Source organism: Mycobacterium mantenii (assembly GCF_010731775.1).
Lineage (GTDB): Bacteria > Actinomycetota > Actinomycetes > Mycobacteriales > Mycobacteriaceae > Mycobacterium > Mycobacterium mantenii.
Window position 1 is genome coordinate 5,610,924 of record NZ_AP022590.1, and the last position, 24,393, is coordinate 5,635,316.

General features: G+C 66.6%; 20 protein-coding genes and 1 pseudogene. 8 read left to right on the forward strand and 13 right to left on the reverse strand.

Annotation, left to right across the window (positions count from 1 at the left end; genetic code table 11):
• Positions 1–7: 7 nt before the first annotated feature.
• The 5 genes from ku to G6N50_RS25950 form a co-directional block, all read right to left on the reverse strand.
• Complete coding sequence (gene ku / locus G6N50_RS25930; protein WP_083096813.1) at positions 8–913, reverse strand: non-homologous end joining protein Ku; 906 nt, start codon at positions 911–913, stop codon at positions 8–10.
• Positions 914–1,009: 96 nt separating this feature from the next.
• Entirely contained in the window at positions 1,010–1,918 is a 909-nt protein-coding gene (locus G6N50_RS25935) for a carbohydrate kinase family protein (protein WP_083096814.1), read from the reverse strand.
• Positions 1,915–3,327, reverse strand: a complete 1,413-nt coding sequence (locus G6N50_RS25940; protein ID WP_083096816.1) for a mannitol dehydrogenase family protein — start codon at positions 3,325–3,327, stop codon at positions 1,915–1,917. Before G6N50_RS25940 ends, G6N50_RS25935 begins: the two co-directional genes overlap by 4 nt.
• 109 nt (positions 3,328–3,436) lie before the next feature.
• Positions 3,437–4,294, reverse strand: a complete 858-nt coding sequence (locus tag G6N50_RS25945) for an HAD family hydrolase (RefSeq protein WP_083096817.1) — start codon at positions 4,292–4,294, stop codon at positions 3,437–3,439.
• Positions 4,291–5,820 (reverse strand): mannitol dehydrogenase family protein, encoded by a 1,530-nt coding sequence (locus G6N50_RS25950; protein WP_083096819.1) that lies wholly within the window; start codon positions 5,818–5,820, stop codon positions 4,291–4,293. The genes G6N50_RS25945 and G6N50_RS25950 overlap by 4 nt, the downstream gene beginning before the upstream one ends.
• A 126-nt stretch (positions 5,821–5,946) precedes the next feature.
• Here G6N50_RS25950 and G6N50_RS25955 point away from each other — a divergent pair, with 126 nt between their 5' ends.
• Complete coding sequence (locus G6N50_RS25955; protein WP_083096821.1) at positions 5,947–8,202, forward strand: ATP-dependent DNA ligase; 2,256 nt, start codon at positions 5,947–5,949, stop codon at positions 8,200–8,202.
• Entirely contained in the window at positions 8,199–10,151 is a 1,953-nt protein-coding gene (locus tag G6N50_RS25960; RefSeq protein ID WP_083096822.1) for a fumarylacetoacetate hydrolase family protein, read from the forward strand. The genes G6N50_RS25955 and G6N50_RS25960 overlap by 4 nt, the downstream gene beginning before the upstream one ends.
• 57 nt (positions 10,152–10,208) lie before the next feature.
• Here the strand turns inward: G6N50_RS25960 and G6N50_RS25965 are convergent, their stop codons facing one another.
• The gene (locus tag G6N50_RS25965) at positions 10,209–11,126 is read right to left on the reverse strand and encodes an SAM-dependent methyltransferase (RefSeq protein ID WP_083096824.1); all 918 of its coding nucleotides are present in this window, start codon (positions 11,124–11,126) and stop codon (positions 10,209–10,211) included.
• 76 nt (positions 11,127–11,202) lie between these two features.
• On the opposite strand from G6N50_RS25965, the gene G6N50_RS25970 reads away from it, so the two are divergent.
• The gene (locus G6N50_RS25970; RefSeq protein WP_083096825.1) at positions 11,203–12,009 is read left to right on the forward strand and encodes an enoyl-CoA hydratase/isomerase family protein; all 807 of its coding nucleotides are present in this window, start codon (positions 11,203–11,205) and stop codon (positions 12,007–12,009) included.
• Positions 12,010–12,109: 100 nt separating this feature from the next.
• Here the strand turns inward: G6N50_RS25970 and G6N50_RS25975 are convergent, their stop codons facing one another.
• The 4 genes from G6N50_RS25975 to G6N50_RS25990 all read right to left on the reverse strand — a co-directional run bounded on the left by G6N50_RS25975 (position 12,110) and on the right by G6N50_RS25990 (position 16,360).
• Positions 12,110–12,976 (reverse strand): LLM class flavin-dependent oxidoreductase, encoded by an 867-nt coding sequence (locus tag G6N50_RS25975; protein ID WP_083096827.1) that lies wholly within the window; start codon positions 12,974–12,976, stop codon positions 12,110–12,112.
• Positions 12,977–13,093: 117 nt separating this feature from the next.
• A complete protein-coding gene (locus G6N50_RS25980) occupies positions 13,094–13,837 on the reverse strand; it encodes an STAS domain-containing protein (protein WP_083096829.1) in 744 nt (247 codons plus the stop codon).
• Positions 13,838–14,219: 382 nt separating this feature from the next.
• Positions 14,220–15,218, reverse strand: coding sequence for a DUF4873 domain-containing protein (locus G6N50_RS25985; protein WP_232069018.1), 999 nt, complete (start codon positions 15,216–15,218; stop codon positions 14,220–14,222).
• Between the two features lie 236 nt (positions 15,219–15,454).
• Positions 15,455–16,360 (reverse strand): AurF N-oxygenase family protein, encoded by a 906-nt coding sequence (locus G6N50_RS25990; protein ID WP_083096832.1) that lies wholly within the window; start codon positions 16,358–16,360, stop codon positions 15,455–15,457.
• A gap of 124 nt (positions 16,361–16,484) precedes the next feature.
• Between G6N50_RS25990 and cobF the strand changes: the two genes are divergently transcribed.
• The 4 genes and pseudogenes from cobF (at position 16,485) to G6N50_RS26005 (ending at position 18,902) form a co-directional block, all read left to right on the forward strand.
• On the forward strand, positions 16,485–17,243 hold the full coding sequence (gene cobF, locus G6N50_RS25995; protein WP_083096833.1) for a precorrin-6A synthase (deacetylating): 759 nt from the start codon (positions 16,485–16,487) through the stop codon (positions 17,241–17,243).
• A gap of 4 nt (positions 17,244–17,247) precedes the next feature.
• Positions 17,248–17,490 (forward strand): annotated as a pseudogene (locus G6N50_RS29605) (DNA-formamidopyrimidine glycosylase family protein); the annotation flags it as partial.
• Between the two features lie 162 nt (positions 17,491–17,652).
• Positions 17,653–18,111 carry a zinc finger domain-containing protein gene (locus G6N50_RS29610; RefSeq protein ID WP_232069019.1) on the forward strand — a complete coding sequence of 153 codons (459 nt, stop codon included), beginning with the start codon at positions 17,653–17,655 and terminating at the stop codon, positions 18,109–18,111.
• A gap of 41 nt (positions 18,112–18,152) precedes the next feature.
• The gene (locus G6N50_RS26005) at positions 18,153–18,902 is read left to right on the forward strand and encodes an SDR family oxidoreductase (protein ID WP_083096836.1); all 750 of its coding nucleotides are present in this window, start codon (positions 18,153–18,155) and stop codon (positions 18,900–18,902) included.
• Positions 18,903–18,905: 3 nt separating this feature from the next.
• Here the strand turns inward: G6N50_RS26005 and pgi are convergent, their stop codons facing one another.
• Both pgi and G6N50_RS26015 read right to left on the reverse strand, forming a co-directional pair.
• Positions 18,906–20,570 (reverse strand): glucose-6-phosphate isomerase, encoded by a 1,665-nt coding sequence (gene pgi, locus G6N50_RS26010; RefSeq protein ID WP_083096838.1) that lies wholly within the window; start codon positions 20,568–20,570, stop codon positions 18,906–18,908.
• Positions 20,571–20,649: 79 nt separating this feature from the next.
• Complete coding sequence (locus tag G6N50_RS26015; RefSeq protein WP_083096839.1) at positions 20,650–20,970, reverse strand: chorismate mutase; 321 nt, start codon at positions 20,968–20,970, stop codon at positions 20,650–20,652.
• A gap of 391 nt (positions 20,971–21,361) precedes the next feature.
• Here G6N50_RS26015 and pcrA point away from each other — a divergent pair, with 391 nt between their 5' ends.
• Complete coding sequence (gene pcrA / locus G6N50_RS26020) at positions 21,362–23,734, forward strand: DNA helicase PcrA (RefSeq protein WP_083096841.1); 2,373 nt, start codon at positions 21,362–21,364, stop codon at positions 23,732–23,734.
• 68 nt (positions 23,735–23,802) lie between these two features.
• On the opposite strand, the gene G6N50_RS29045 is transcribed toward pcrA, so the two are convergent.
• Positions 23,803–24,393 carry a hypothetical protein gene (locus tag G6N50_RS29045; RefSeq protein WP_179970066.1) on the reverse strand — a complete coding sequence of 197 codons (591 nt, stop codon included), beginning with the start codon at positions 24,391–24,393 and terminating at the stop codon, positions 23,803–23,805.

Here is a 24,393-nt window from a genome sequence, read left to right on the forward strand (position 1 = left end):
GGGCGGGTCAGGACTTCGACGACGCTTTCGATGCCGCCTTCTTCGCCGGAGCCTTCTTGGCGGCCGTCTTCTTCGCGGGCGCCTTTTTCGCCGCGGCCTTCTTCGCGGGTGCCTTGCCGTTGCCGGAGCGCGCCTTCACGCTGGCCTCCAGCTTGGCGAGCAGATCGGAAACATCTTCGGTCTCGTCCAGCTCCTTCGGCTGCTCCTCGGTGGTAAACGCTTCTCCGCCTTCGAGTTTGGCGTCGACCAGTTCCTGTAGCTGCTCCTGGTAGGTGTCGTGGTAGCGGTCGGGATTGAAGTCCTCGGCCATCGACTCCACCACTTGACCGGCCATCTTGAGTTCGGCCGGCTTGATCTCGACCTTCTTGTCCAGGATGGGGAAGTCCGGGTCGCGGATCTCGTCGGGCCACAACAACGTGTGCACCACCATCACGTCGCGCTTGCCGAAGTCCTTGACGCGCAAGGCCGCCAGCCGGGTCTTGTTACGCAACGTGAAATGAACTATCGCCATCCGATCCGTCTCGGCAAGCGTCTTGGCAAGCAGCACATAGGATTTCGATGACTTGGAGTCGGGCTCCAGGAAGTAACTGCGGTCGAACAGCATCGGGTCCACCTCGCTGGCCGGCACGAACTCCAGCACCTCGATCTCGCGGCTGCGTTCCTCGGGCAAGGTGGCGATGTCGTCGTCGGTGATGATGACCATCTGGCCGTCGTCGGATTCGTAGGCCCGGGCGATGTCGCGGTATTCGACGGTCTCGCCGTCCACCTCGCACACGCGTTGGTAGCGGATGCGGCCGTTGTCCTTGGCGTGTACCTGGTGGAACTTGATGTCGTGGTCCTGGGTGGCGCTGTACACCTTGACCGGGACGTTCACCAGCCCGAACGCGATGGAACCCTTCCAGATGGAGCGCATGCAAGTCAGTATGCCCGTACGCCCGGTGGCAAAACAGCACGACAGGGCTACGACCTGGGATTGTCCGGCCGGGCTGTCGAAGATCCGGATAAGCGCCTAGCGGCGCGAGGCGGCCTCCAGCGCGGCCCGATCCGGCAGGTCGGCTCCCGCGCGGCCGACGGTGAGTGCCGCGGACAGGCTCGCTGCCTGCAGCGCCGTCGTCAGCGCGTCCACGTCGATCCCGTGCAACTCGGTGCGCCGGTCGGCGCCCAACGATCCTGCTCCCCATAGCGCGTCGAGCAGACCGGCCATGAAGGAGTCACCGGCGCCGACGGTATCGACCACGCGCTCTGCGCGCGTCGGCACCCGGGCGACCCCCGCTGCGCAGAAAGCCACCGCACCCCGGTCGGCCATCGTCACAACCACGACGGCCGGCCCCAACCGCAACCACGTCTGCGCGATCTGGTCGGGCGAGCGAGTGGGGTCGATCCAGTGCAGGTCTTCCTCGCTGACTTTCACGATGTCGCTGCGTTCGATGAGATGCTGGATGCGCGCGACGGCCAGGTCCCGGTCGGCGACCAGCGACGGCCGCACGTTGGGGTCGAAGCTGATCGTGGCCGAGACGCGATAAGCATCGATCATCGCGGCGACCGCGAGGCAGCCCGGATCCTGCACGGCGGCAATCGATCCGGTGTGGACGAAAAGCGGCGGGGCCACCGGCGGCGTTCCGGAGAGTTGCCAGTCCAGATCGAACACATAGTCGGCCGACCCGTCTTCCGCGATGGTCGACCGCGCGGTCGCCGTGCGCTCGGCGGTCCGGCTTTCTGAAACCAGTTGCACTCCTGCGGCTTCGACGTAGTCGATGATGCGGCGGCCATACGAGTCGTCGGCGATGCAGGTCAGGAAGTCGACGTCGCGGCCCAGCCGGCCGAGTCCGACGGCGACGTTGAGCGGGCTGCCACCGACATGCTCTTCGCTGTCGACGATATCGATCAGCGACTCGCCGATCACCAGCCCGCGGGTCATCGCACCAAAGCCTCCAGCGTTGCCCGAGCTCCCTTGCTGTGCAACGAATCCAGCGCCCAGCAGTACGCCTCGACAAACCGCGGCTGGTGGGCCAGGTCGCAGAACACCGCGGTGACCTCAACGAAGGCGGTGGGATTCTGGTGCTGCGACCGGGCGATCGGAATGAGCGAGTCCGCCAGCTGGTCCAACACCTCGTACGGCTTGCCCCACTCGTCGACACCCTCGGCGTACCGGGCCCAGCTGGCCACCGCCGCGGCAGCCAGTTGAACCGGTCCGTCGTTGGCCAGGTTGTCGCAGATGACGGGAAACAGCCATTTCGGGATGCGGTCCGACGAGTAGGCGCACAGCCGCGCGACGGTGTCGCGCACGGCCGGGTTGGCGAACCGCTCGACCAGCGTGCGGGCGAATTCATGCAGGTCGATTCCCGGCACCGGCGGCAGCGTGGGGATGGCCTCGGTGTCGAAGTAGGCGAGCAAGAACTCGGCGAACAGCGGATCGCGCGCCGCCTCGTGGACGAACTGGAAGCCGCACAGATGGGCGAAGTAGGCCAGGCATTGATGCCCCGCGTTGAGCAGCCGCAGCTTCATCAGCTCGTACGGGCGCACATCGTCGACCATCAGCACCCCCGCTTGTTCCAGCGGCGGCCGGCCATCGGCAAAGTCGTCTTCGATCACCCAGGCGGTGAACGGCTCGGCCACCACCGGCCACCGGTCGTTGACGCCGAAGTCGCGTCGCACTTCCGCCGCCATCTCCAAAGTCGTTGCCGGAGTGATGCGGTCGACCATCGAACTCGGGAACCGGGCGTATTCCGCCACCCACTCGGCCAACTCGGGATCCATGCGTTCGGCGCTGGCGAGCACGGTACGCCTGGCGACCTCACCGTTGTTCTCGATGTTGTCGCAGGAGACGATCGTCGGCGCGGGGATGCCCCGATCGCGCCGCCGGCCGAGCGCCGCGGTGATCAACGCGAACGCCGGCCCATCGGGGTCGCGGTACCCACCCTCGGTGATGGTCAGCGAAATGATCCGGGTGGACGGCGCGGCGAGCACCTCCAACGCCGATTCCGGATCGTCCGGGGCGTAGCGGTAGTCAACGATCGAGCCGATCACCTGGGCGTCCCGGCTGCCGTTGGGATTCTCCAGGATCAGCGTGTACAGCCCGTCCTGACCGTTGAGGACGTCGCGCATGGTCCAGTCGGCGGGCATCACCCCGACCCCGCAGATGCCCCAGTCGTTAGCCAGGCCCTGCTGCAGCAACAGGTTGATGTACGCAGCCTGATGCGCCCGGTGGAAGTGACCCGCCCCGATATGAGCGATGCCGACGGTCACGCCGCCACGGTCATAGGTCGGCGCGTCGATCGGCAGCTCGGCGAGCGACGCGTTGTTCAGGTTGATCGCGCTAGCCACCATTGGCCAACTCCTCCCGGGCCACGGCCCCGATCTTTACCGGGCCCGCGGCACCTCTCGACGGTATGACGGCCACGAGACGAAGCCCAGCGGCAACTGACCGGTCGATGCCCTACGTGAGCGGGGAACCTCCAGCCGGCACGGCCGAGGTCAGCAGGACATCAGCAAGCGCACGCCACGAATCGGTGATCGCGACTGCGCCGGCATCAATCAAATCCGTTCGGCGGCAATCCCGTTCGTCAGGTGGCACGAACATCAGGTTGCCGACGGTGGCGTAGCCCGCGGCGACCGCGGACCCCACGCCGGCCACGGAGTCTTCGATCGCCAGCCCTTGTTCGGCCGCGACGCCCAGCGCCTGGCCGGCATGCAGGTACACCGCCGGGTCGGGTTTGCTTGTCGGCACCGGAAGCGAATCCTCCGCGCTGAAGGTCACCGCCTCCGCGATCAGCGAGTCGAGACCGGTGGCGGCGAAGCAACCCAGCAGGCGCTTGGTGGCGCTGGAGCTGACGGCCGCGAGCACGTAGTGCTTCGCGAGCGCACGCAGCGGTTCCAGCACCTCCGGATCGGGCGTCAGGGTGGCGGCCAGATGAGCCGTGACCCGTTCGCGCTCGTCGCGCACCCACTGCTCGAGTTCGTCGGCGCACAACACGTCGCTGCTCGCCACGTCGGCGGCCGAGGCGACCACCGCGCCGGGACGGCCCCGGGTCAATGCCGGATCGAGCGGCACTTCGCACTGCACCGCCAGGTCGAGGGCGGTGTTGCGGAAGTTCTTCCCGACTGCCCGCTTGCGCAACTCCTCGGAGCTGAGCGGAGCCGTCACGCCGAACCTGGCCAGGAAACGATTCGTCACCTCGGTCGACGCCTCGAACGCCGGCCGCTCCGAACCAAACAGGTTGTCGTCGGCGTCGCAGAGCAGGGTGGTGATCGGCGCCGTGTCGAAGGGGCGCACAAAGGTCAGTCCGCCGTTCATCGCGTCACCAACTCCCGCTCGTCATTGCGCAGCGCGTCCCGCAACGTGGGCACCACACCGCGCTCGTCGATGTCGGCAATCATCTCGCCCAGCCGCTCCGCGAAACCGGGAACCGCGCGTACCTCGGCGAACAGCTCGTGCTCGAGCAGCGGGTCGGCGTTGGTGCCGGCCATGTTGGCCAACCTAGCCACCGGTATCGCCTGCGAGTCTTCGAGGCGGAGTTTGCGTCCCTGCAGGTCGTGGCCGCGCATATAGCGGGCCCACCCGGCGACGGCCAACATCAGCAGTGTGTGGGGCCTGCCCTGCGCGATCGCCTCCTGCAGGGAGGGCATCACAAACTGCGCTATCTTGCTCGTTCCCCGTCGAGCCAGTCGCGATAACTGGTCACTCATTCGAGGATTGCTGAGGCGGTCGAGCAAGGTGTCCCGGTACTCGGGTGTGTTCATCCCGGGGACGGGAGGCAGCAGCGGCTGAATCTCGTCGCGCAGCAGCGCCTCGACGTAATCGAAGATGGCGCGGTTCCGCATCGCCTCGTCGGTGCGCTGGTAGCCGGCCAGGGTGGCCAAGCAAGCGAGCGCGATGTGGGTTCCGTTGAGGAGACGGGTCTTGATCAGCTTGTGGTCGCGGACATCGGCGACGAATTCGACACCGACCTCGTCGAGCGGCGGCCGCCCATTGCTGAAGGCGTCCTCGATCACCCATTGGCAGTACGGCTCGGTCACGACCGGCCATTTGTCGGCGACGCCGAACGTCTGCTCGACGAACTTGCGCTCCGACTTGGAGGTCTGCGGGGTGATGCGATCGACCATTGTCGACGGGAACGCCACATACGTGTCGATCCACCGGGCGAGCCCCGGGTCCTTCAACGCGGCGAACGACACCAGCGCTGTTCTGGCCGGCTGGGTGTCGCCGGGGATGTTGTCGCAGCAGAGCACGGTGAACGGCGCGATGCCGGCGCGGCGACGCCGGTCCAGCGCTTCGGTCAGATATCCCCACGCGGTGGCGTACCCTCCGGAGGCGCCATGAGACGCGACGACGTCAGCGCGCACGTCGGGGTGGTCGGCGTCGAACTCGTCGGTGACCGGGTTCAGGAAGTATCCGTTGCTGGTGATGGTCAGGCTCACGATGCGGGTTAGGGGATCGGCCAGGGCGGCGCGGACGGCCGCGCCGTCATTCGGTGCGTAATGCACGGAGCCGATCGAGCCGACTACGCGGGCGGTCTGGCGGTCGTGGCCACGCTGCACCACGGTGTACAGCCCATCTTGTGTCGTCAGCAAGTCTTTGAGGTCGGGGGAGTGGAGGCTGACGCCGGTGACTCCCCATCGTCCTGAGATGCCGGAGCGGGCCAGGTCGTCGAAATAGACGGCCTGATGTGCGCGGTGGAAGTTGCCCGCACCGATGTGGACGACACCGCGCTGCAGGGCCGAGCGGTCATAAGTGGGCACCGCGATTCGCTGGGAATGTAGTCGGAGGGTCGCATTGCTGAGGGGGACGCCACCTTCTGGACGCCAGGGGATTATGCGCATCTGTGTTCGGTGCCCGGGGCGCCGGCGGATCTAACACGTTCGTGAACGATGTCACAGAAATTTACGTTTGAGACATCATCCGTGGTGGGAAGCCATTATCGCTGCTCAAACGCGTAAGTTGAGGACATGGCGCCGAGGGTGAAGCTCACCAACGCTGACAAGGTGCTCTACCCCGCCACCGGGACCACGAAGCGGGACATCTTCGACTACTACACCCGGATCGCCGAGGTGATGGTCCCGCACATCGCGCGACGCCCGGCCACCCGCAAGCGGTGGCCCAACGGCGTCGAGGAGTCCTCGTTCTTCGAAAAGCAGCTGGCTTCCTCGGCCCCCGACTGGCTGCCTCGCGCCAGTGTCTCCCACCGGTCCGGGACCACGACCTACCCGATCATCGACAGCGTCGACGGGCTGGCCTGGATCGCGCAACAGGCTGCGCTGGAGGTCCACGTGCCGCAGTGGCGGTTCGTCGTCGAGTGGACCCGGAGCAATGCCGAGGAACTCAAACCCGGCCCGGCGACCCGCCTGGTGTTCGACCTCGATCCCGGGGAAGGCGTGACCATGGCCCAGCTGGCCGAGGTAGCCCGCGCCGTCCGCGAGCTGATCACCGAAATCGGGCTGACCACATATCCGCTCACCAGCGGCAGCAAGGGCCTGCACCTCTACACGCCGCTTCAGGAACCGGTGAGCAGTAAGGGCGCCACGGTACTGGCCAAACGTGTTGCGCAACAGCTGGAGGAGACGATGCCCAAGCTGGTGACGTCGACCATGACCAAGAGCCTGCGCGCCGGAAAGATCTTCCTGGACTGGAGCCAGAACAACGGCTCCAAGACCACCATCGCGCCCTACTCGCTGCGCGGACGCGAACACCCCACGGTCGCGGCGCCGCGCACCTGGGAGGAACTCGACGACCCGTCGCTGCGCCAGCTGCGTTACGACGAAGTGCTGGACCGGGTCGCCCGCGACGGCGATCTGCTGGCACCGCTCGACCAGGATGCGCCGGTCCCGGACCGCCTGACCAAGTACCGCAGCATGCGCGACGCCTCGAAAACCCCCGAGCCGGTCCCACCGTCGAAACCCGTTGTCGGACAAGGGAACAGCTTCGTCATCCAAGAGCACCACGCCCGTCGGCTACACTACGACTTCCGGCTGGAGCGAGACGGCGTGCTGGTGTCCTGGGCGGTGCCGAAGAACCTGCCCGAGACCACCTCGGTGAACCATTTGGCGGTCCACACCGAGGATCATCCGCTGGAGTACGGCGGGTTCGAAGGCGTCATCCCCAAGGGCGAGTACGGCGCGGGGAAGGTGATCATCTGGGACTCCGGAACCTATGAGGCCGAGAAGTTCCATGACGACGAGGTGATCGTCAATCTGCACGGCAGCAAGGTCTCGGGCCGCTATGCGCTGATTCAGACCAACGGCGACCAGTGGCTGGCGCACCGAATGAAGGATCAAAAGGTCTTCGAGTTCGACACGATCGCCCCCATGTTGGCCACCCACGGTTCGGTGACGGCGCTCAAGGCGGGTCAGTGGGCGTTCGAAGGCAAATGGGATGGCTACCGGCTGTTGGTCGAAATGGACCACGGCGTCCTGCGGGTGCGGTCCCGTCGGGGCCGCGAGGTCACCAACGAATATCCGCAATTACAGTCGCTGGCAGACGATCTCGCCGACCACCATGTGGTGCTCGACGGGGAGGCCGTCGTTCTGGGCGCGTCGGGCGTGCCGAGCTTTCACGCGATGCAGAACCGTGGCCGCGGCAGCCGCGTCGAATTCTGGGCGTTCGACGTTTTGTATCTCGATGGTCGCTCGCTGCTGCGGGCCCGCTATCAAGACCGGCGAAAGTTGTTGGAAACACTGGCCAGTGGCAGCAGCCTGATTGTCCCGGAGCTGCTGCCCGGGGACGGCAAAGAGGCATTGAAGCACTCCGGTGAGCACGGCTGGGAGGGCGTGGTCGCCAAGAAGCGCGACTCCACCTACCAGCCTGGCCGCCGTTCGGCATCCTGGATCAAGGACAAGCACTGGAACACACAGGAAGTCATCATCGGCGGCTGGAAGGCGGGGGAGGGTGGGCGCAGCAGCGGCATCGGCTCGCTGCTGATGGGAATACCGGTCGACGGCGGCCTGCACTTCGCCGGGCGAGTCGGTACCGGTTTCACCGATCGTGACCTGGCCAGCCTGAAGAAGACCCTGGCACCGTTGCACACCGACGAATCCCCTTTCCGCCCACCGTTACCCAGGATCGAGGCGCGCGGCGTGACATACGTGGAGCCCGTCCTGGTGGGGGAGGTGCGCTACAGCGAGTGGACCCCGGATGACCGGCTCCGCCAATCGAGTTGGCGGGGGCTGCGGCCGGACAAGGAACCGAGTGAGGTGGTACGCGAGTGAAATGGGTTACCTACGAAGGTGATGACGGCGAGCGCGTCGGGGTCCTCTCCGGCGACACCATCTATGCGATGCCGTCGGGAGTGACGCTGCGTGAGCTGATTGCGCGCGGCTCTGTGGGATTGCGGCAGGCTGGGGAGGAGGTGCAGCGGTCCCCGGCGGCGACGGTGCCGCTGGCGGATGCGCGCTTGCTGGCGCCGATCCCGCGTCCGCCGTCGATCCGGGACTCGCTGTGCTTCCTCGACCATATGCGCAACTGCCAAGCCGCGCTGGGCGCCGGGCGGGTGCTCGCCGACACCTGGTATCGGATCCCGGCGTTTTACTTCGCCTGTCCGGCAACCGTTCTCGGTCCCTACGACGACGCCCCGACGGCGCCCGGAAGTGCTTGGCAGGACTTCGAGTTGGAGATCGCGGCGGTGATCGGGTCCGGTGGAAGGGATCTCACCGTCGAGCAGGCCGAGCAGGCGATCATCGGCTACACCATCTTCAACGACTGGTCCGCGCGCGACCTTCAGCAGATGGAAAGCCAATTGGGGATCGGGCAGGGCAAGGGCAAGGACAGCGGGGTCACGCTGGGTCCCTACCTGGTTACCCCCGACGAGCTCGAGCCGTACCGCCGTGACGGCAGGCTGGACCTGCAGGTCACCGCCCTGGTCAACGACGCCGTCATCGGCGCGGGGTCGACGGCCCAGATGGACTGGACCTTCGGCGAAGTCATCTCCTATGCCTCGCGCGGCGTCACACTCAATCCCGGTGACGTCATCGGCTCCGGGACGGTGCCCACCTGCACGCTGGTCGAGCACCTCAATCCCGCAGCGCTGGAATCGTTTCCCGGCTGGCTGCACGACGGCGACGTCGTCACACTCCGCGTCCAGGGCTTGGGGGAGACCCGGCAAACCGTTCGGGCGAGCGGCCCGCCGCACGCGTTGGCCGCGCGAACCAATCCGGATGCCGCGCCCGCCGCGCCGCGGGTCAACCGGGCGCCGGCCCGGGTGCCTTACACCCGCGGGCTGCATCAGGTCGCCGACCGGGTGTGGGCGTGGACGCTGCCGGATGGGGGCTACGGGTGGAGCAACGCCGGGCTGATCGCCGGCGAGGGCGCCTCCCTGCTGGTGGACACCCTGTTCGACCTGGCCCTGACTCGCGAAATGCTCACCGCGATGCGGCCCGTCACCGACTCGACGCCGATCACCGATGCGGTGATCACCCACTCCAACGGGGACCATACCCACGGCAACCAACTGCTCGACGCGTCGGTGCGCATCATCGCCGCGCACGGTACCGCCGAGGAGATCGCGCACGGGATGGCACCCGAGATGCTGGCCATGGCGCAAACCGCCAACCTCGGGCCGGTGGCAACCCCGTACACGCGAGAACGTTTCGGGCACTTCGACTTCAGCAATATCACCCTGCGCAACGCCGATCAGACTTTCGAGCGCAATGTGCGCGTCGAGGTGGGTGGCCGGCGGATCGATGTGCTGAATCTGGGGCCCGCGCACACCGCCGCCGATTCGGTGGTGCACGTGCCCGACGCGGGCGTGCTGTTCGGCGGCGACCTGTTGTTCATCGGCTGCACCCCGATCGTGTGGGCAGGCCCGATCGCCAACTGGGTCGCGGCGTGTGACGCGATGATCGCGCTGGATGCGCCGACGGTGGTGCCCGGCCACGGGCCGGTCACCGATCCGGATGGAATCCGCGCGGTGCGTAGCTATCTCGTGCATGTCGCCGACCAGGCCGAAGCCGCGTACCGCAGGGGCCTGTCGTGGGCCGAGGCCGCCGACACCATCGACCTCGGCGAGTACGCGACCTGGCTGGACGCCGAGCGCGTGGTCGTCAACGTCTATCAGCGATACCGCGAACTCGACCCGCAGACACCGCAATTGGAGGTCATGGCCCTGCTGGTGATGCAGGCCGAGTGGCTGGCCAAACGAGGCGCCGAGTGTGGGCCATAGGCACGGTTATCGCTTTAAAATCGTGCACAGGCCCCACACTCGGTGGCTCAGCGGGCGCTAAACCCGCACGGCCCGAACGAATTTGATGGTCGTGTTCGGGACCTGCTGCGCGGCCTGCCCCAGCTTGGGCAGCGCGGCAGCGGAGAACAAATCGGTGAGCGTGGATACGGTGGTTTCCCAGCCGTTGTCGTGTAGATGTGCGGCGACGTCGGTGTGCTCGCCCGGGTACGTCAAGCTGGTGAGGTCCATCTCGAGTCCCTGCCGTCGCCAGCCCTCGGTCATCAGGCGGTCCTGCTCACGGGCCTCTTCCGAAGTCCCGGTCACCGATCCGTAGTCGGCGGCGAACCGGCTGCCCTCGGCGGACAGCGGGATGATGGAGTCGAGCAGCCGAACCTCGGCCTCCGGCGGCAGCCATCCGATGAGCACCCCCTCGGCGAGCCATGCCGTGGGATGCGCCGGCTCAAAGCCCGCCTCCTGCAACGCCGCCGGCCAGTCCTCCCGCAAATCGATACCGACGGTGCGGAGTTCGGTTGTGGGGGCCGCGCCGATCTCGGCCAGTGTCGCCGTCTTGAACGCGATCACCTCGGGCTGATCGATCTCGTACACCGTCGTCCCGATCGGCCACCGCAGCCGGTAGGCGCGCGAATCCAAACCCGATGCCACGATCACGACCTGGAGGAGCCCGGCCTGGCCGGCCGCGGCGAAATAGTCGTCGAAATACCGGGTGCGGGCGGCGAAGGTGTCGACCATCCGGTGAAACCCGACGCCCTGCTCGAGGTCGTCGGAATCGAGTTCACCGCTGGCCAGCTTGGTGAACACGTCCAAACCGACGGCACGCACCAGCGGCTCGGCGAACTCATCGGTTATGACCGGTTGTGGGCGTTTGGTGGCGGCCGCCCGGGCGGCGGCGACCATGGTGGCGGTGGCGCCCACGCTGCTGGCCAGGTCCCAGGTGTCACCTTCGGTTCGTGCCATGGCTTCTCCTTCGTTGTGGTGGCAAAACCACGGTAGGCCTGATCGGTGAACGGGGCTCGTCGCCTACGGTTCCCCTATGCCCGCAGTGACACTGGAACGTCTCGAAGACAACATCGCCTGCATCACCCTGAACCGGCCGGAACGGCTCAACGCCATCGATGGGTCGTTGATCGACGGCGTCGACGAGGCCTTGGACGTGCTGGACACGGGCGAGTTCAGGGTGGCGATCCTGACGGGTGCCGGGCGCGGATTCTGCGCCGGCGCCGATTTGAGCGGCACCGGGCAGCCGTGGACGACGAACAAGCCGACCACCCCGGCGTTCAAGGTCAACTACGACGCCCAGGTCCGGTTGGCCAACCTGTACACCCGGATCTACGACATGGACATTCCGGTGATCGGCGCGGTGAACGGTGTCGCGGTCGGGGGCGGCCTGGCCTTCGCGTTGGTCTGCGATATCCGGGTCGCCTCCGAGCAGGCCCGGTTCGGTTCGGTGTTCATCAAGGCGGGCTTTTCGTCCATGGACATGGGCACCAGCTACCTGCTGCCGAAGATCGTCGGCGCCGGGGTGGCCCGCGAACTCATGCTCACCGGGCGCATCATCGACGCGGCCGAGGCCTATCGCATCAAGCTGGTCCACGAGGTCGTCGGCCCCGACGAGCTGATGCCGGCCGCGCTGCGCAAAGCCCGCGAGATCGCCGATAACAACGCTTATGGCGTGTGGCAGACCAAGATTGGTCTCAACGCCGCGCTGGACGCGCCCAGTCTGCGCCACGCGATCGAGATCGAGAACCGCACCCAGATCCTCAGCGGTTTCACCAACAACCCGGTCGAGGCTGCCATGGCGCACCGGGAGAAGCGCGCCCCGAAATGGGATGTGCTGTAACGGTGCATGATGGCGGCGACCCGCTGCGCCCGGCGACGCTGCGCTTGCGATCGCGGCGGCCGCGCTTGCGATCGCCGCGGCCGCGCTTGCGACCGCCGCGTCAGAGTTTCGCGATCACGTTCTCGGCGAACATCTCCAGGTTGCGGATCTTGCTGTCCAGCGGTTCGGTGTCCTTGCCCTTGATGTAGGGGATGCGGAAGCCGACGATGACGTCGGTGACACCTTTGTCCTCGAGCCGTTTGATGCCGTCGGCGGTGTAGGCGTCGGCCGAGATGACATGGATCTCGAACGGACCGGTCTTGCCGGCTTCTTCGCGGAACTTCTTGAGCTTGGCCAGTAGGTGGTCGAGTTCCTCGGGGTCACCGCCGCCGTGCATCCAGCCGTCCAGGCGCGCGGCGCGCCGCAGGGCCGCGTCGGCGTGACCGCCGATCAGGATCGGGACGGGCTTGGTGGGAGCCGGTGTCATCTTGGTCTTGGGGATGTCGTAGAACTCGCCGTGGAATTCGAAGTAGTCACCGGTGGTGAGGCCCTGGATGATTTCGATGCATTCGTCCATCCGTTTGCCGCGCCTGGCGAACGGGACACCCAGCAGTTCGTAGTCTTCGGGCCACGGGCTGGTGCCGACGCCGAAACCGACGCGGTTGTCGGTCATCGCCGCCAGCGACCCGATCTGCTTGGCCACCAACGCCGGTGGCCGGATGGGCAGCTTGAGGACGAAGAAGTTGAACCGCAGCGTTGAGGTCACTGCACCCAATGCCGATGTCAGCACGAAGGTTTCGATGAACTCCTTGCCGTCCAGGAACTCGCGGTTGCCATCCGGGGTGTAGGGGTATTTCGAGTCGGATTCGAAGGGGTAGGCGATGCTGTCGGCGATCGTCATGGCGTCGTAGCCGGCCGCCTCGGCCGCCTTGGCCAGCGGGATGTAGTACCTAAAGTCAGTCATCGCCTCTGCGTAGGTAAACCGCACGTCATCTGCCTTCCTGGAGGGGTCGTCACTCGACATTAGAACGTGTTCTAGTTTCAGCACAACCGGCGGATGGGCGCGGCCGGCACCGACTTGCCGACCAGGGCGGTGGGTTTCGGGCTAGAGCTGGTTCTCAGGGCCGATGACCGCCCACACCGTCTTGCCGGACGCGGTGGGCGTGCTGCCCCACGCGCGCGACAACGCGTCGACGATCGCCAGCCCGGACACATCGATGCCCTTGGGGGGCGACGGCAGTCGCACCGCGGGGGTGTTGCTCGCATCGGACACCGCGATGGTCGCGGTGGTGCCCTGGGCTTCGATTCGCACCACCGGAACGCTGGCGGTGTGTTCCAGCACGTTCTCCACGAACACGTTGACCACCACCAGGGCCACCGGAATGAGCTTGGACTGCGACCACGTGGTGAGCCATTCGCGGACCATGCGCCGTGACTCGCGCAGACTGGTCAGGTCGGCGGGCAGCTGCACATCGGCGCGCCGCACCGGCCGACGGCTGTTCTGGCCGAGCGCCTTCATGGCTGCTTTCTCACCGGAATAGAGCGGCATGAAGTGGGTGACGCCGCTGTGGGTGATCGCGTCGCGGGCCGCTCGATCGGTGCAGACCAACACGATCGGAACGTGCAGGGTGCTGCCTACCTGCCAGTACGCGCTCACGAAGGTCGACCAGGTGGATTCGGCCTGCACCTTGAGCCCGGAGACGTCGACGACGACGGCGGCGACGTTGTCCAGCGCGGCCTTGAGGATGCGTTCGCGAAGTGCGGTGGAGTTGGCGGCGTCAAGCTCGCCGTTGACGGTGAGAACGGCTACTGAGTCATCGGTCCGCATCGCAACGGCCACCGGGCTCATCCCAACTCGGTCCTGGCGTCCGGTTCCATTTACGCTCCTCGCATTCTGCCGGGCCGATTGCTTGAGTATCCGCTCTCAGCGGCAAAAGTCTACTTCGGCGGGACTGGCCTGAACACAGCCGGAAATTGCAGGCTGCGATCGGAATCCCCTTAAACCCGTGCCGCAATGCCACAGCGAAAGCATCATGCGTCCCCCTCCCCACCCATCAGGAATTGGACCGCACAGCTGCTACGTGCTGTGGAGTCCAATGCCCAGGACGCGCTTTTATCGGGGTTACCACGCGGCGCGCGCCGCCAAACTTATTCGGATGCGCGAAGACAGGGCGTTCACCAGCGCAAAGGCACCAACCGCCGCGACGGGGGTCAGCCGGCGCGCATCTCGGTCAGTGATCGCTGAGCGCGTAGGGGGGAGCGCCCACTCCGGCGACCGAGTGCGTCCCCCACGGTGTCTGTTCGACGATGCGTGCCGGCGCGCTGTACCGGCCGACCGTCAGCGTGCCGGTCCGCGCCCGCTTGAAGATGTCGCCGGACAAGGGTCCGGTCGGAGAACCAAATACGGTTCCCTGCCAGTGGTAGTGGCCATCGATCGGGTCCAGATGGCCGGTGAGCCGGACCCGCACGGAGTGGCACGTGCCGGCGATCTCCAGCGTGGCGGTTCCGTCGTACGTGTCATCGCCGTGCGGCGCGCTGGCCGAGAGGTCGAAGGCCGACTCCACGGGGGGCGGCTCGGCCGGGCGCAGTTGAGCGCGCTCGTTGAACACCTGCTGGCTGCTCGCACGCACCTCGATGCGGCCGCTGGCGGTGCGCTCCATGACTTTCAGGCACTCGACGACGTAGCGCGCCGACGCGTCCGGATCGGGTCCGGTGAGGAAGAAGTAGTTGGGAAAGCCGCGAATCGCCACTCCGCAGAACGGCTCCATGCCGTCGTGCCACGCCTGGCGGATCGGCAGTCCGGCCGCACCGACCAAGGCCTCGTCGGCGACGTCCTCGGGGATGACGAAGCCGGTGCCGTAGATGATGGCGTCGACACGATGATCGGCGCCGTCGACGGTGCGCACGCCTGAGGTGGTCACCACATCGATTGCCGACGCGGCGATCGCGACCCGAGGCCGGCCGACCGTCCGGGCGTGGCCCCGCAGCCAGCGTTTGGCGCGTGTCGACCACACCGGGATGTCGGTCACGACGCGACGCGGCGCGTGCGCGAAGACGGTGACCGATGCCGCTTTTTGCACCAGCCACCCGAGGTGGTGGGCCGCCGCGGCGTCGGTGCCGACCACCGCGATGTGCTTGCCGGCCGGATCGAATCCGCAATCCCACGCCGCGGCGTGAAACGACGCCCCGCCGAATTCGTCGCGCCCGGCGATGGGGGGCAGCCAGGGCAGCTGGACCGGGCGGTCGGCGGCGACGACGACGTCGGCCCGGATTTGTTCGCCCTCCGCCGTGGTCAACAGCCAGCTATCGGAGCCGTCGTCAAAGCGTGCGCGCCGGACGGGTCGGTCCAGCGTCACTCGGTCGGTGAAACCGGCTGCCGGCAAGGCGCTTTGGACGCTCTTCGCGCAGACGCCCGCTCCGGCGACGGCGATGCGGCAACGACGCTCGGTGCGATCCCGCGCCGGCGTCACAGAAACCTGCTGCGCTGCCAGCCGCGGCGCGCGATCGGTCCCATCAGCCCGACCTCGGTCAAAAACGCCGCCAGCGGAGCGAAACCGGCAACCTGCATGTCGCGGCGATGCGGGCTGGTGCGCGCGATCTGGCGGGCCCGCTTGGGGTCCAGACCCGTTCGCGCATAAGGGATCGGATTGCTGAACAGGTAGTTGAAGAAGTAGCCGCCCAGGCCGTTGATGTTCGCCATGAACCAGCGGTTGAGTCGGGGCATCTCGGCGACCCGCTTGCGGGCGCCGTCGCGCGCGAACTGGATGTGGCGCGCCTCTTCGGTGACGTGAATACGCATGAGCCGCTGGATGATCGGCTGCAATTCCGGGTCGTCCATCATCTGCCGCTGCAGCGAGTCGAAGATCTCCTCGCCGATCAGTGCGGCCACCCAGAGCATCGAGCCACGCTGGAAGGCCAAGGGCAGCGCATTGATGATCATCCGGTGAAACCGCTTGGGCCGCACCGGCTTGGCGCCGATGCGTTCGATGGCCTTGCCGAACATCACCATGTGGCGGGTCTCGTCGCCCAGTTCGGTCAGCTTGTAATGCGTCGACCGACTGGTGGGGTCCTCGTGCAGGATCGTGCGCAGCAGCGCCTGATTGAGCATGTTCTCGAACCAGATGCCGGCCGACAGCGTGTTGACCAATTCCTGGCGGGACAGCTCGATCTGTTGCTCGCGGGTCATCTCGTCCCACATGGGCGTGCCGTAGAGCGACACCAGCCGGGGCGGCAGATAGAACTTGTCCGGGTCCAGCTCGGCGTCCCAGTCGATGTCGACGACGGGCTCGTAGGACTTTTTGACCGATCCGCGCAGCAGACGCTCCGCGAAGTCCTCACGACTCGGCCCAGCTGGTTTCACCGGAGTGGTCATCGCAGGCGTCCCTCCATTGGTGCTGCAGACGGTACCCATGGTACTGGGTACTTGTGGTCCCGACTAGATGCTGGAGGTTGCGATTCGGCAATCTGACGGGCAACAAGCATCAGGAGGCGGAGTAGTGGGCCGGCACATCCATGTCATCGGCATCGGTGCCGGCGATCCCGACTATGTGACCGTGCAGGCGATCGAGGCGCTCAACGACACCGAGGTGTTCTTCGCGATGGACAAGGGCGAGCAGAAGAGCGATCTGGTGGCGCTGCGACGCGAGATCTGCGGCCGGTTCATCCGTGAGCCGCGCTACCGCTTCGTCGAGCTGCCCGACCCCAAGCGGGCCGACCCCGACAACCGGCAAGCCGATTACCGTGACGCGGTTGCGGATTGGCACGCCGCCCGCGCGCAGATCTGGGCCGACGCCATCTCCGCCGAGCTGGGTCCCGATGGCGTCGGCGCGTTCTTGGCCTGGGGTGATCCGTCGCTCTACGACAGCACCCTGCGCATCCTCGACGCGGTGGCGGGCCGCGTCGACTTCACGTTCGACGTCATCCCGGGCATCACCGCCGTGCAGGCGCTGACCGCCCGGCACCGCATCCCGCTCAACGAGGTCGGCGAACCCGTTGTGATCACCACCGGGCGGCAACTGCGCACGCACGGGCCGGCCCCGGGAACCGCCGTCGTGATGCTCGACGCCGACTGCTCCTTCCAGGTCTGTCCGCCGGGCACCCGAATCTGGTGGGGCGCCTACCTCGGCACCGACGACGAACTGCTGGTCGCGGGCACCGTCGGCGAGGTGGGACCCCGCATCGTTTCGCTGCGGGCCGAAGCCCGCGCCCGGCACGGCTGGATCATGGACACCTATTTGCTCAGACCGGCACACTGAAACCGTGCCCGAACTACCCGAGATCGAAGCGCTGGTCGACCATCTACGGCGCCATGCCGTCGGGCTGACGGTCGGCCGGGTCGACATCGCCGCGCTGTCCGTGCTGAAGACGTTCGACCCGCCGATCAGCGCGCTGCACGGCCAGGCCGTGGTGGGGGCCGAGCGGTGGGGCAAGTACCTGGGTCTGCGCACCGACACCCTCTTCCTGATCGCCCACCTGTCGCGTGCGGGCTGGTTGCGGTGGTCCGACAAGCTGGCCGCGGCGCCGCTGCGGCCCGGCAAGGGCCCGATCGCGTTGCGGGTGCACCTGGGCACGCCCGGTGACGCGCCCGGCTTCGACCTCACCGAGGCCGGCACCCAGAAGCGGCTGGCGGTGTGGCTGGTCGACGACCCGGCGCAGGTCCCCGGCATCGCCACGCTCGGGCCCGACGCGCTGGATCTGGACGTCGACGCGCTGGGCAATCTGTTGGCCGGCAACACCGGCCGGATCAAGACCGTCATCACCGACCAGAAGGTGATCGCCGGCATCGGCAACGCCTACAGCGACGAGATTCTGCACGTCGCGCGCATTTCACCGTTCGCCACGGCCGGCAAGCTGTCCGATCAGCAGCTCGCCGCGCTGCACGACGCGATGGTCTCGGTGCTCACCGATGCGGTAAGCCGATCCGTCGGCCAGGGGGCGGCCACGCTCAAGGGCGAGAAGCGCTCCGGCTTGCGGGTGCACGCGCGCACCGGGCTGCCCTGCCCGGTGTGCGGGGACACCGTGCGCGAAGTGTCGTTCGCGGACAAGTCTTTCCAGTACTGCCCGACGTGTCAGACCGGGGGCAAAATACTTGCCGACCGGCGGATGTCGCGGTTGCTGAAGTAGTCGCCCGGCCGCGACTTGACACCTGTCGATATGCTGCCCCGATGACTCGCCAGAAGATCCTTATCACCGGTGCCAGCTCCGGACTGGGCGCCGGCATGGCGCGCGCGTTTGCCGCCAAAGGCCGCGACCTTGCACTGTGTGCGCGTCGCACCGACCGGCTCGATGAGCTGAAAGCCGAGCTGTCGCAGAAGTATCCCGGCATCAAGATCGCGGTCGCCGCACTGGATGTCAACGACCACGAGGCCGTCCCCAAGGTGTTCGCCGAACTCAGCGACGAGCTGGGCGGCATCGACCGCATTGTCGTCAATGCCGGCATCGGCAAGGGAGCAAAGCTGGGCTCCGGCAAGCTGTGGGCCAACAAGGCCACGATCGAGACCAACCTGGTGTCCGCGCTGGTGCAGATCGAGATCGCGCTGGAGATGTTCAACAAAAGCGGTTCTGGCCACCTGGTGCTGATCTCGTCGGTGCTCGGCAACAAGGGTGTGCCCGGCGTCAAGGCGGCGTACGCGGCGAGCAAGGCCGGGGTGAGCTCACTGGGTGAGTCGCTGCGCGCCGAGTACGCCAAGGGGCCCGTCAAGGTGTCGGTCATCGAGCCCGGCTACATCGAGTCGGAGATGACGGCCAAGTCCAACAGCACAATGTTGATGGTGGACAACGAAACTGGGGTCAACGCCCTCGTCGCCGCCATGGAGCGTGAGCCCGGGCGGGCCGCGGTCCCGTGGTGGCCGTGGGCACCGCTGGTGCAACTGATGCGGGTGCTGCCGCCTCAGCTCACCAAGATGTTCGCCTGAGATTCAGCTGGTTCGCCCGCGCTCGCTGCGGTAGCGGCGCACCAGGGCGTCGGTGGAGCTGTCCGACTGCGGCGCCGGCGAGCCGTCCGCGGTGATCACCGGAAGCAGGGCTTTGGCCTGGGTTTTGCCCAGCTCCACGCCCCATTGGTCGAACGAGTCGATGCCCCAGATCACGCCCTCGGTGAAGACCTGGTGCTCGTACAGCGCGATCAGCTGGCCCATGACCGACGGCGTGAGCCGGTTGGCCAGGATCGAGGTCGACGGCCGGTTACCGGGCATCACCTTGTGCGGCACGATGTCGGCGGGCGTGCCTTCGGCGGCGATCTCTTCGGCCGTCTTGCCGAAGGCCAGCACCTGGGTCTGGGCGAAGAAGTTGCTCATCAACAAGTCGTGCATGCTGCCGCTGCCTTCGGCGGTCGGCAGGTCGTCGATGGGCTGGCTGAACCCGATGAAGTCGGCCGGCACCAACCGGGTGCCCTGATGCAGCAACTGGTAGAACGCGTGCTGCCCATTGGTTCCCGGTTCGCCCCAAAAGATTTCACCGGTGTCGGTGGTGACCGGGCTGCCGTCCGCGCGGGTGGACTTGCCGTTGGATTCCATGGTCAGCTGTTGCAGATAGGCGGCAAAACGTGCCAGGTCGTTGGAATACGGCAGCACGGCGCGCGATTGCGCGCCCATAAAGTTGGAGTACCACAGGCCGATAAGTCCAAGCAGCACAGGCGCATTGGACTCCAGCGGCGCGGTCTTGAAATGCCGGTCGACGATGTGGAATCCGGATAGGAAGTCCGCGAACGCTTCTCGACCGATGACGGCCATCACCGACAGGCCGATCGCCGAGTCCACCGAGTAGCGGCCCCCGACCCAATCCCAGAAGCCGAACATGTTGTCGGTGTTGATGCCGAAGTCGTCGACGAGGCGTTTGTTGGTGGAGACGGCGACGAAGTGCTGGGACACCGCGGCGTCGCCGAGGGCGTCGGTGATCCATCGGCGGGCGGCCGTGGCGTTGGTCAGGGTTTCCAGCGTCGAGAACGTCTTCGACGCGACAATGAAAAGCGTTGTGGCGGGATCCAAGTCGGCCAATGTGGCGATCAGATCCGCCGGGTCGACGTTGGAGACGAAGCGCGCCGAGATCCCCGCATCCGCATAGTGGCGCAGCGCCTGGTAGACCATCACCGGGCCGAGGTCCGATCCACCGATGCCGATGTTGACCACCGTGCTGATTCGTTTCCCGGTGGCTCCGGTCCATTCACCGCTGCGCAACCGATCGGTGAAGTCGCCCATGGCGTCGAGCACCGAGTGCACATCCTCGACGACGTTTTCGCCGTCGACCGTCAGCTCGGCATCCCGGGGGAGTCGCAGCGCGGTGTGCAGGACCGCGCGATCCTCGGAGGTGTTGATGTGCACTCCGCTGAACATCTGGTCGCGGCGCTCTTCGAGGTTGGCCGTGCGCGCCAGATCGACCAAGAGCCGCAGCGTTTCTCGCGTGATGCGGTGCTTGCTGTAATCGATGTAGAGGTCGCCGACGGAGACGGTCAGCTCGCGGCCGCGTTCGGGATCGTCGTCGAAGAACTGGCGCAGATGGGTGTCGCCGATTTGTTCATGATGCCTGCGCAGGGCGTCCCACGCCGGGGTGGCGGTGATGTCGGGGATGGTGTGCACTGAGGTCATGCTTCGACCCTATGGGCTCGGACGTGACGGAGCCAGGTGTAGCGGCGAGCCGTGCGTGCCGGACCGTGAACCGGCGAGGTCAGTGACCGAGCCGGCCTCGGCCCAGGCGCAGCAGCAGGATCGCCAGGTCTTTGCCCTCGGGGCCGAGCTCGCTGTAGCGCTCGATCACTTTCATCTCACGGCTATGGACCAGCCGCGTGCCACCGGACGCCATCCGGGCCTTGCCGATCGCCTGTGACACCTCGGTGCGCCGCTGCACCGCGGCGAGAATCTCCGCGTCGAGCCGGTCGATCTCGTGGCGCAACTTGTCTATGTCGGTGACCTCGTGGGCCTCCGCCATCTCGATCTCCATCTCAGCTGACTCCGCGTCTTTGTCGCGATGTGGCGGTTCTGGTCTCATGCAGTATCGGGCCTTACACAAAAGGCGAGCCCCGAGTGCCGAGATCGGACCACGGGGCTCTGCGGAAGCAGTTAGACCACGAGCACCGCGAACCGGTACCCGTAGAAAGATCGGCGGCGCCACTCCTGGGTGGAAGAGCGTCGCCGACACTGCAGGTTGAGCACGAGTCGAGTGTGCCATCAAAAACTGTGGGCGCGCAAAAAAACGGGTCTAAGCTGCGCCTTTGGACTCGGGCGCAATTGGGTCCCAGGGCAAACCGCGGTTCGGAAACTGCACTCCGACACGCCGGATTGTCGGTAGTCTGCATGACGCCGCCCCGCCACTTCGGCCACTAGCCTGGTCTGATGCCAAGGCGCTGCGCGTCAGTGGGCGGCGGTAAGTTTGGACTGACATGAGTGTGCACGCAACAGATGTAAAGCCGGCCTCCGAGGCAGATCAACTGCTCGCGGGCCTAAATCCGCAACAGCGCCAAGCGGTGGTGCACGAGGGTTCCCCACTGCTGATCGTCGCGGGCGCGGGTTCGGGGAAGACCGCGGTGTTGACCCGCCGCATCGCCTACCTGATCGCCGAACGCGGGGTGGGTGTGGGTCAGGTGCTGGCCATCACGTTCACCAACAAGGCCGCCGCCGAGATGCGGGAACGTGTGGTGCGCCTGGTGGGCAACCGGGCCCGCGCCATGTGGGTGTCCACGTTCCACTCGACCTGTGTGCGCATCCTGCGCAACCAGGCGTCCCTGATCGAGGGCCTCAACTCCAACTTCTCCATCTACGACGCCGACGACTCACGGCGCCTGCTGCAGATGATCGGGCGGGACATGGGGCTCGACATCAAGCGCTACTCGCCGCGGCTGCTTGCCAACGCCATCTCCAACCTGAAGAACGAGTTGATCGACCCCGCCGAGGCGGTGGGCAAGCTGACCGACGATTCCGGCGAGTTGTCCCGCACGGTGGCCAGCGTCTACGGCGAATACCAACGGCGGCTGCGGGCGGCCAACGCGCTGGACTTCGACGACCTGATCGGGGAGACCGTGGCGGTGCTGCGGGCCTTCCCGCAGATTGCTCAGCACTACCGGCGGCGGTTCCGGCATGTCCTGGTCGACGAGTACCAGGACACCAACCACGCGCAGTACGTGCTGGTGCGGGAACTGGCCGGCCGCGGCGGTCCAGCGCGGCTCGCCGGAGCCGGCCCGGGGGCCGGCAGTGACGAGGTATCCGATGAGGTGCCGCCCGCGGAGCTGTGCGTGGTCGGCGACGCCGACCAGTCGATCTACGCGTTCCGCGGAGCCACCATCCGCAACATCGAAGACTTCGAACGCGACTACCCGGACGCGACAACCATTCTGCTGGAACAGAATTACCGCTCGACGCAAAACATCTTGTCCGCGGCCAACTCGGTGATCGCCCGCAACTCCGGGCGCCGCGACAAGCGACTGTGGACCGCCGAAGGCGCCGGCGAGCTGATCGTCGGCTACGTCGCCGACAACGAACACGACGAGGCTCGATTCGTGGCCGAGGAGATCGATGCGCTCGCCGAGAAAGGCGAGATCACCTACAACGACGTCGCCGTCTTCTACCGCACCAACAACTCGTCGCGGTCGTTCGAAGAGGTGTTCATCCGCGCCGGGATACCCTACAAAGTCGTTGGAGGAGTGCGCTTTTACGAGCGCAAGGAGATCCGCGACGTCGTCGCCTATCTGCGGGTGCTGGACAACCCCGGGGACGCGGTCAGCATGCGGCGCATCCTCAACACCCCGCGCCGGGGCATCGGCGATCGTGCCGAGGCGTGCGTGGCGGTGTACGCCGAGAACACCGGGTCCAGTTTCGCCGACGCGCTCGTGGCCGCGGCCGAAGGCAAAGTGCCGATGCTGAATTCGCGTGCGGAGAAGGCGATCGCCGGTTTCGTCGAGCTGCTGGACGAGCTGCGCGGCCGGCTGGACGACGATCTCGGGGATCTGGTCGAGTCGGTGCTCGAACGCACCGGGTACCGCAGGGAACTGGAATCCTCCACCGATCCCCAGGAACTGGCGCGCTTGGACAACCTCAACGAACTCGTCAGCGTGGCACACGAATTCAGCACCGACCGGGCCAACGCGGCGGCGCTGGGCGAGTCCCTGCAAACCCCCGAAGACGAAGACGTGCCGGACACCGGCGTGCTGGCCGAGTTCTTGGAGCGGGTCTCACTGGTCTCCGACAGCGACGAGATTCCCGAGGACGGCGCCGGCATGGTCACCCTGATGACCCTGCACACCGCAAAGGGGCTCGAGTTTCCGGTGGTGTTCGTCACCGGCTGGGAGGACGGAATGTTCCCCCACATGCGGTCGTTGGATGATCCAGTCGAACTCTCCGAGGAGCGGCGTCTGGCCTACGTGGGGATCACCCGGGCGCGGCAACGGCTCTACCTCAGCAGGGCCATCGTCCGGTCCTCCTGGGGGCAGCCCATGCTCAACCCGGAATCGCGCTTCCTGCAGGAGATTCCGCAAGAACTCATCGATTGGCGGCGCACCGCCCCGGTGTCGTCGTTCAGCGCGCCGGTGAGTGGCGCCGGCCGGTTCGGCACGCCACGTCCGTCCCCGACCCGCTCGGGGATGAGCAAGCGCCCGCTACTGGTACTCGAGCCCGGCGACCGGGTGACGCACGACAAGTACGGGCTGGGCCGGGTCGAGGAAGTGTCCGGCGTCGGGGAATCGGCGATGTCGCTGATCGACTTCGGCAGCTCGGGGCGGGTGAAACTGATGCACAATCACGCCCCGATCAGCAAGCTTTAGCTCGCCGACCGTGCACTCACGGCGAGAAATCGCCGAAATTGCCGCGGCGAGTTCGCGTTCGGCGAAGGTCAGGCGTCCAGCCAGCGTTTGGTTTGCGGCAGCATGACCAGCACCACCGTGGCGATCGGCAATACCGGCAGCAAATGCACCACCCACGCGACCCGGGCGCCGGCGATGAACACGCCGATGTAGGTAAGGAAGGCGACCAGCGCGCCGGCCATCAAAAGGTAGCGGCTGATCGATCGGCGTTGCAGCAGCATGATCACGCCCGACACCGTGGTGCCCGCGAACACCAGGGCCAGGAACGCCACCGCGATGCAGAACAGGCGGTCGGTTCGCCACCAACCGGCGATCAGGTCGGTGGCCACCACCGATGTGGCCCAGCCGCTGACGATGCTCACCGCGCAGGCGGCGACGGCCGTTCGGTCGGTGGGTTCGAGGGCCGGCATTCCGGCATAGCCGCCGCGGCCCGCGCGAGGACCCGCCCGGTGGGGCGACGGTTGCGGGACGAAATGGGTGGTGGGGGTGTCCGGCGTGGTCGGTATGGGCCCGGTCGGCGCACGCCGGATGATTCGTGTCCGCACGTCGGAGGGCGACTCGGGCTGTGGCGCGGACTCGGGCGGTTGCGGACCGGAAGGGTGTTCGTTCGGCGCGGTCAC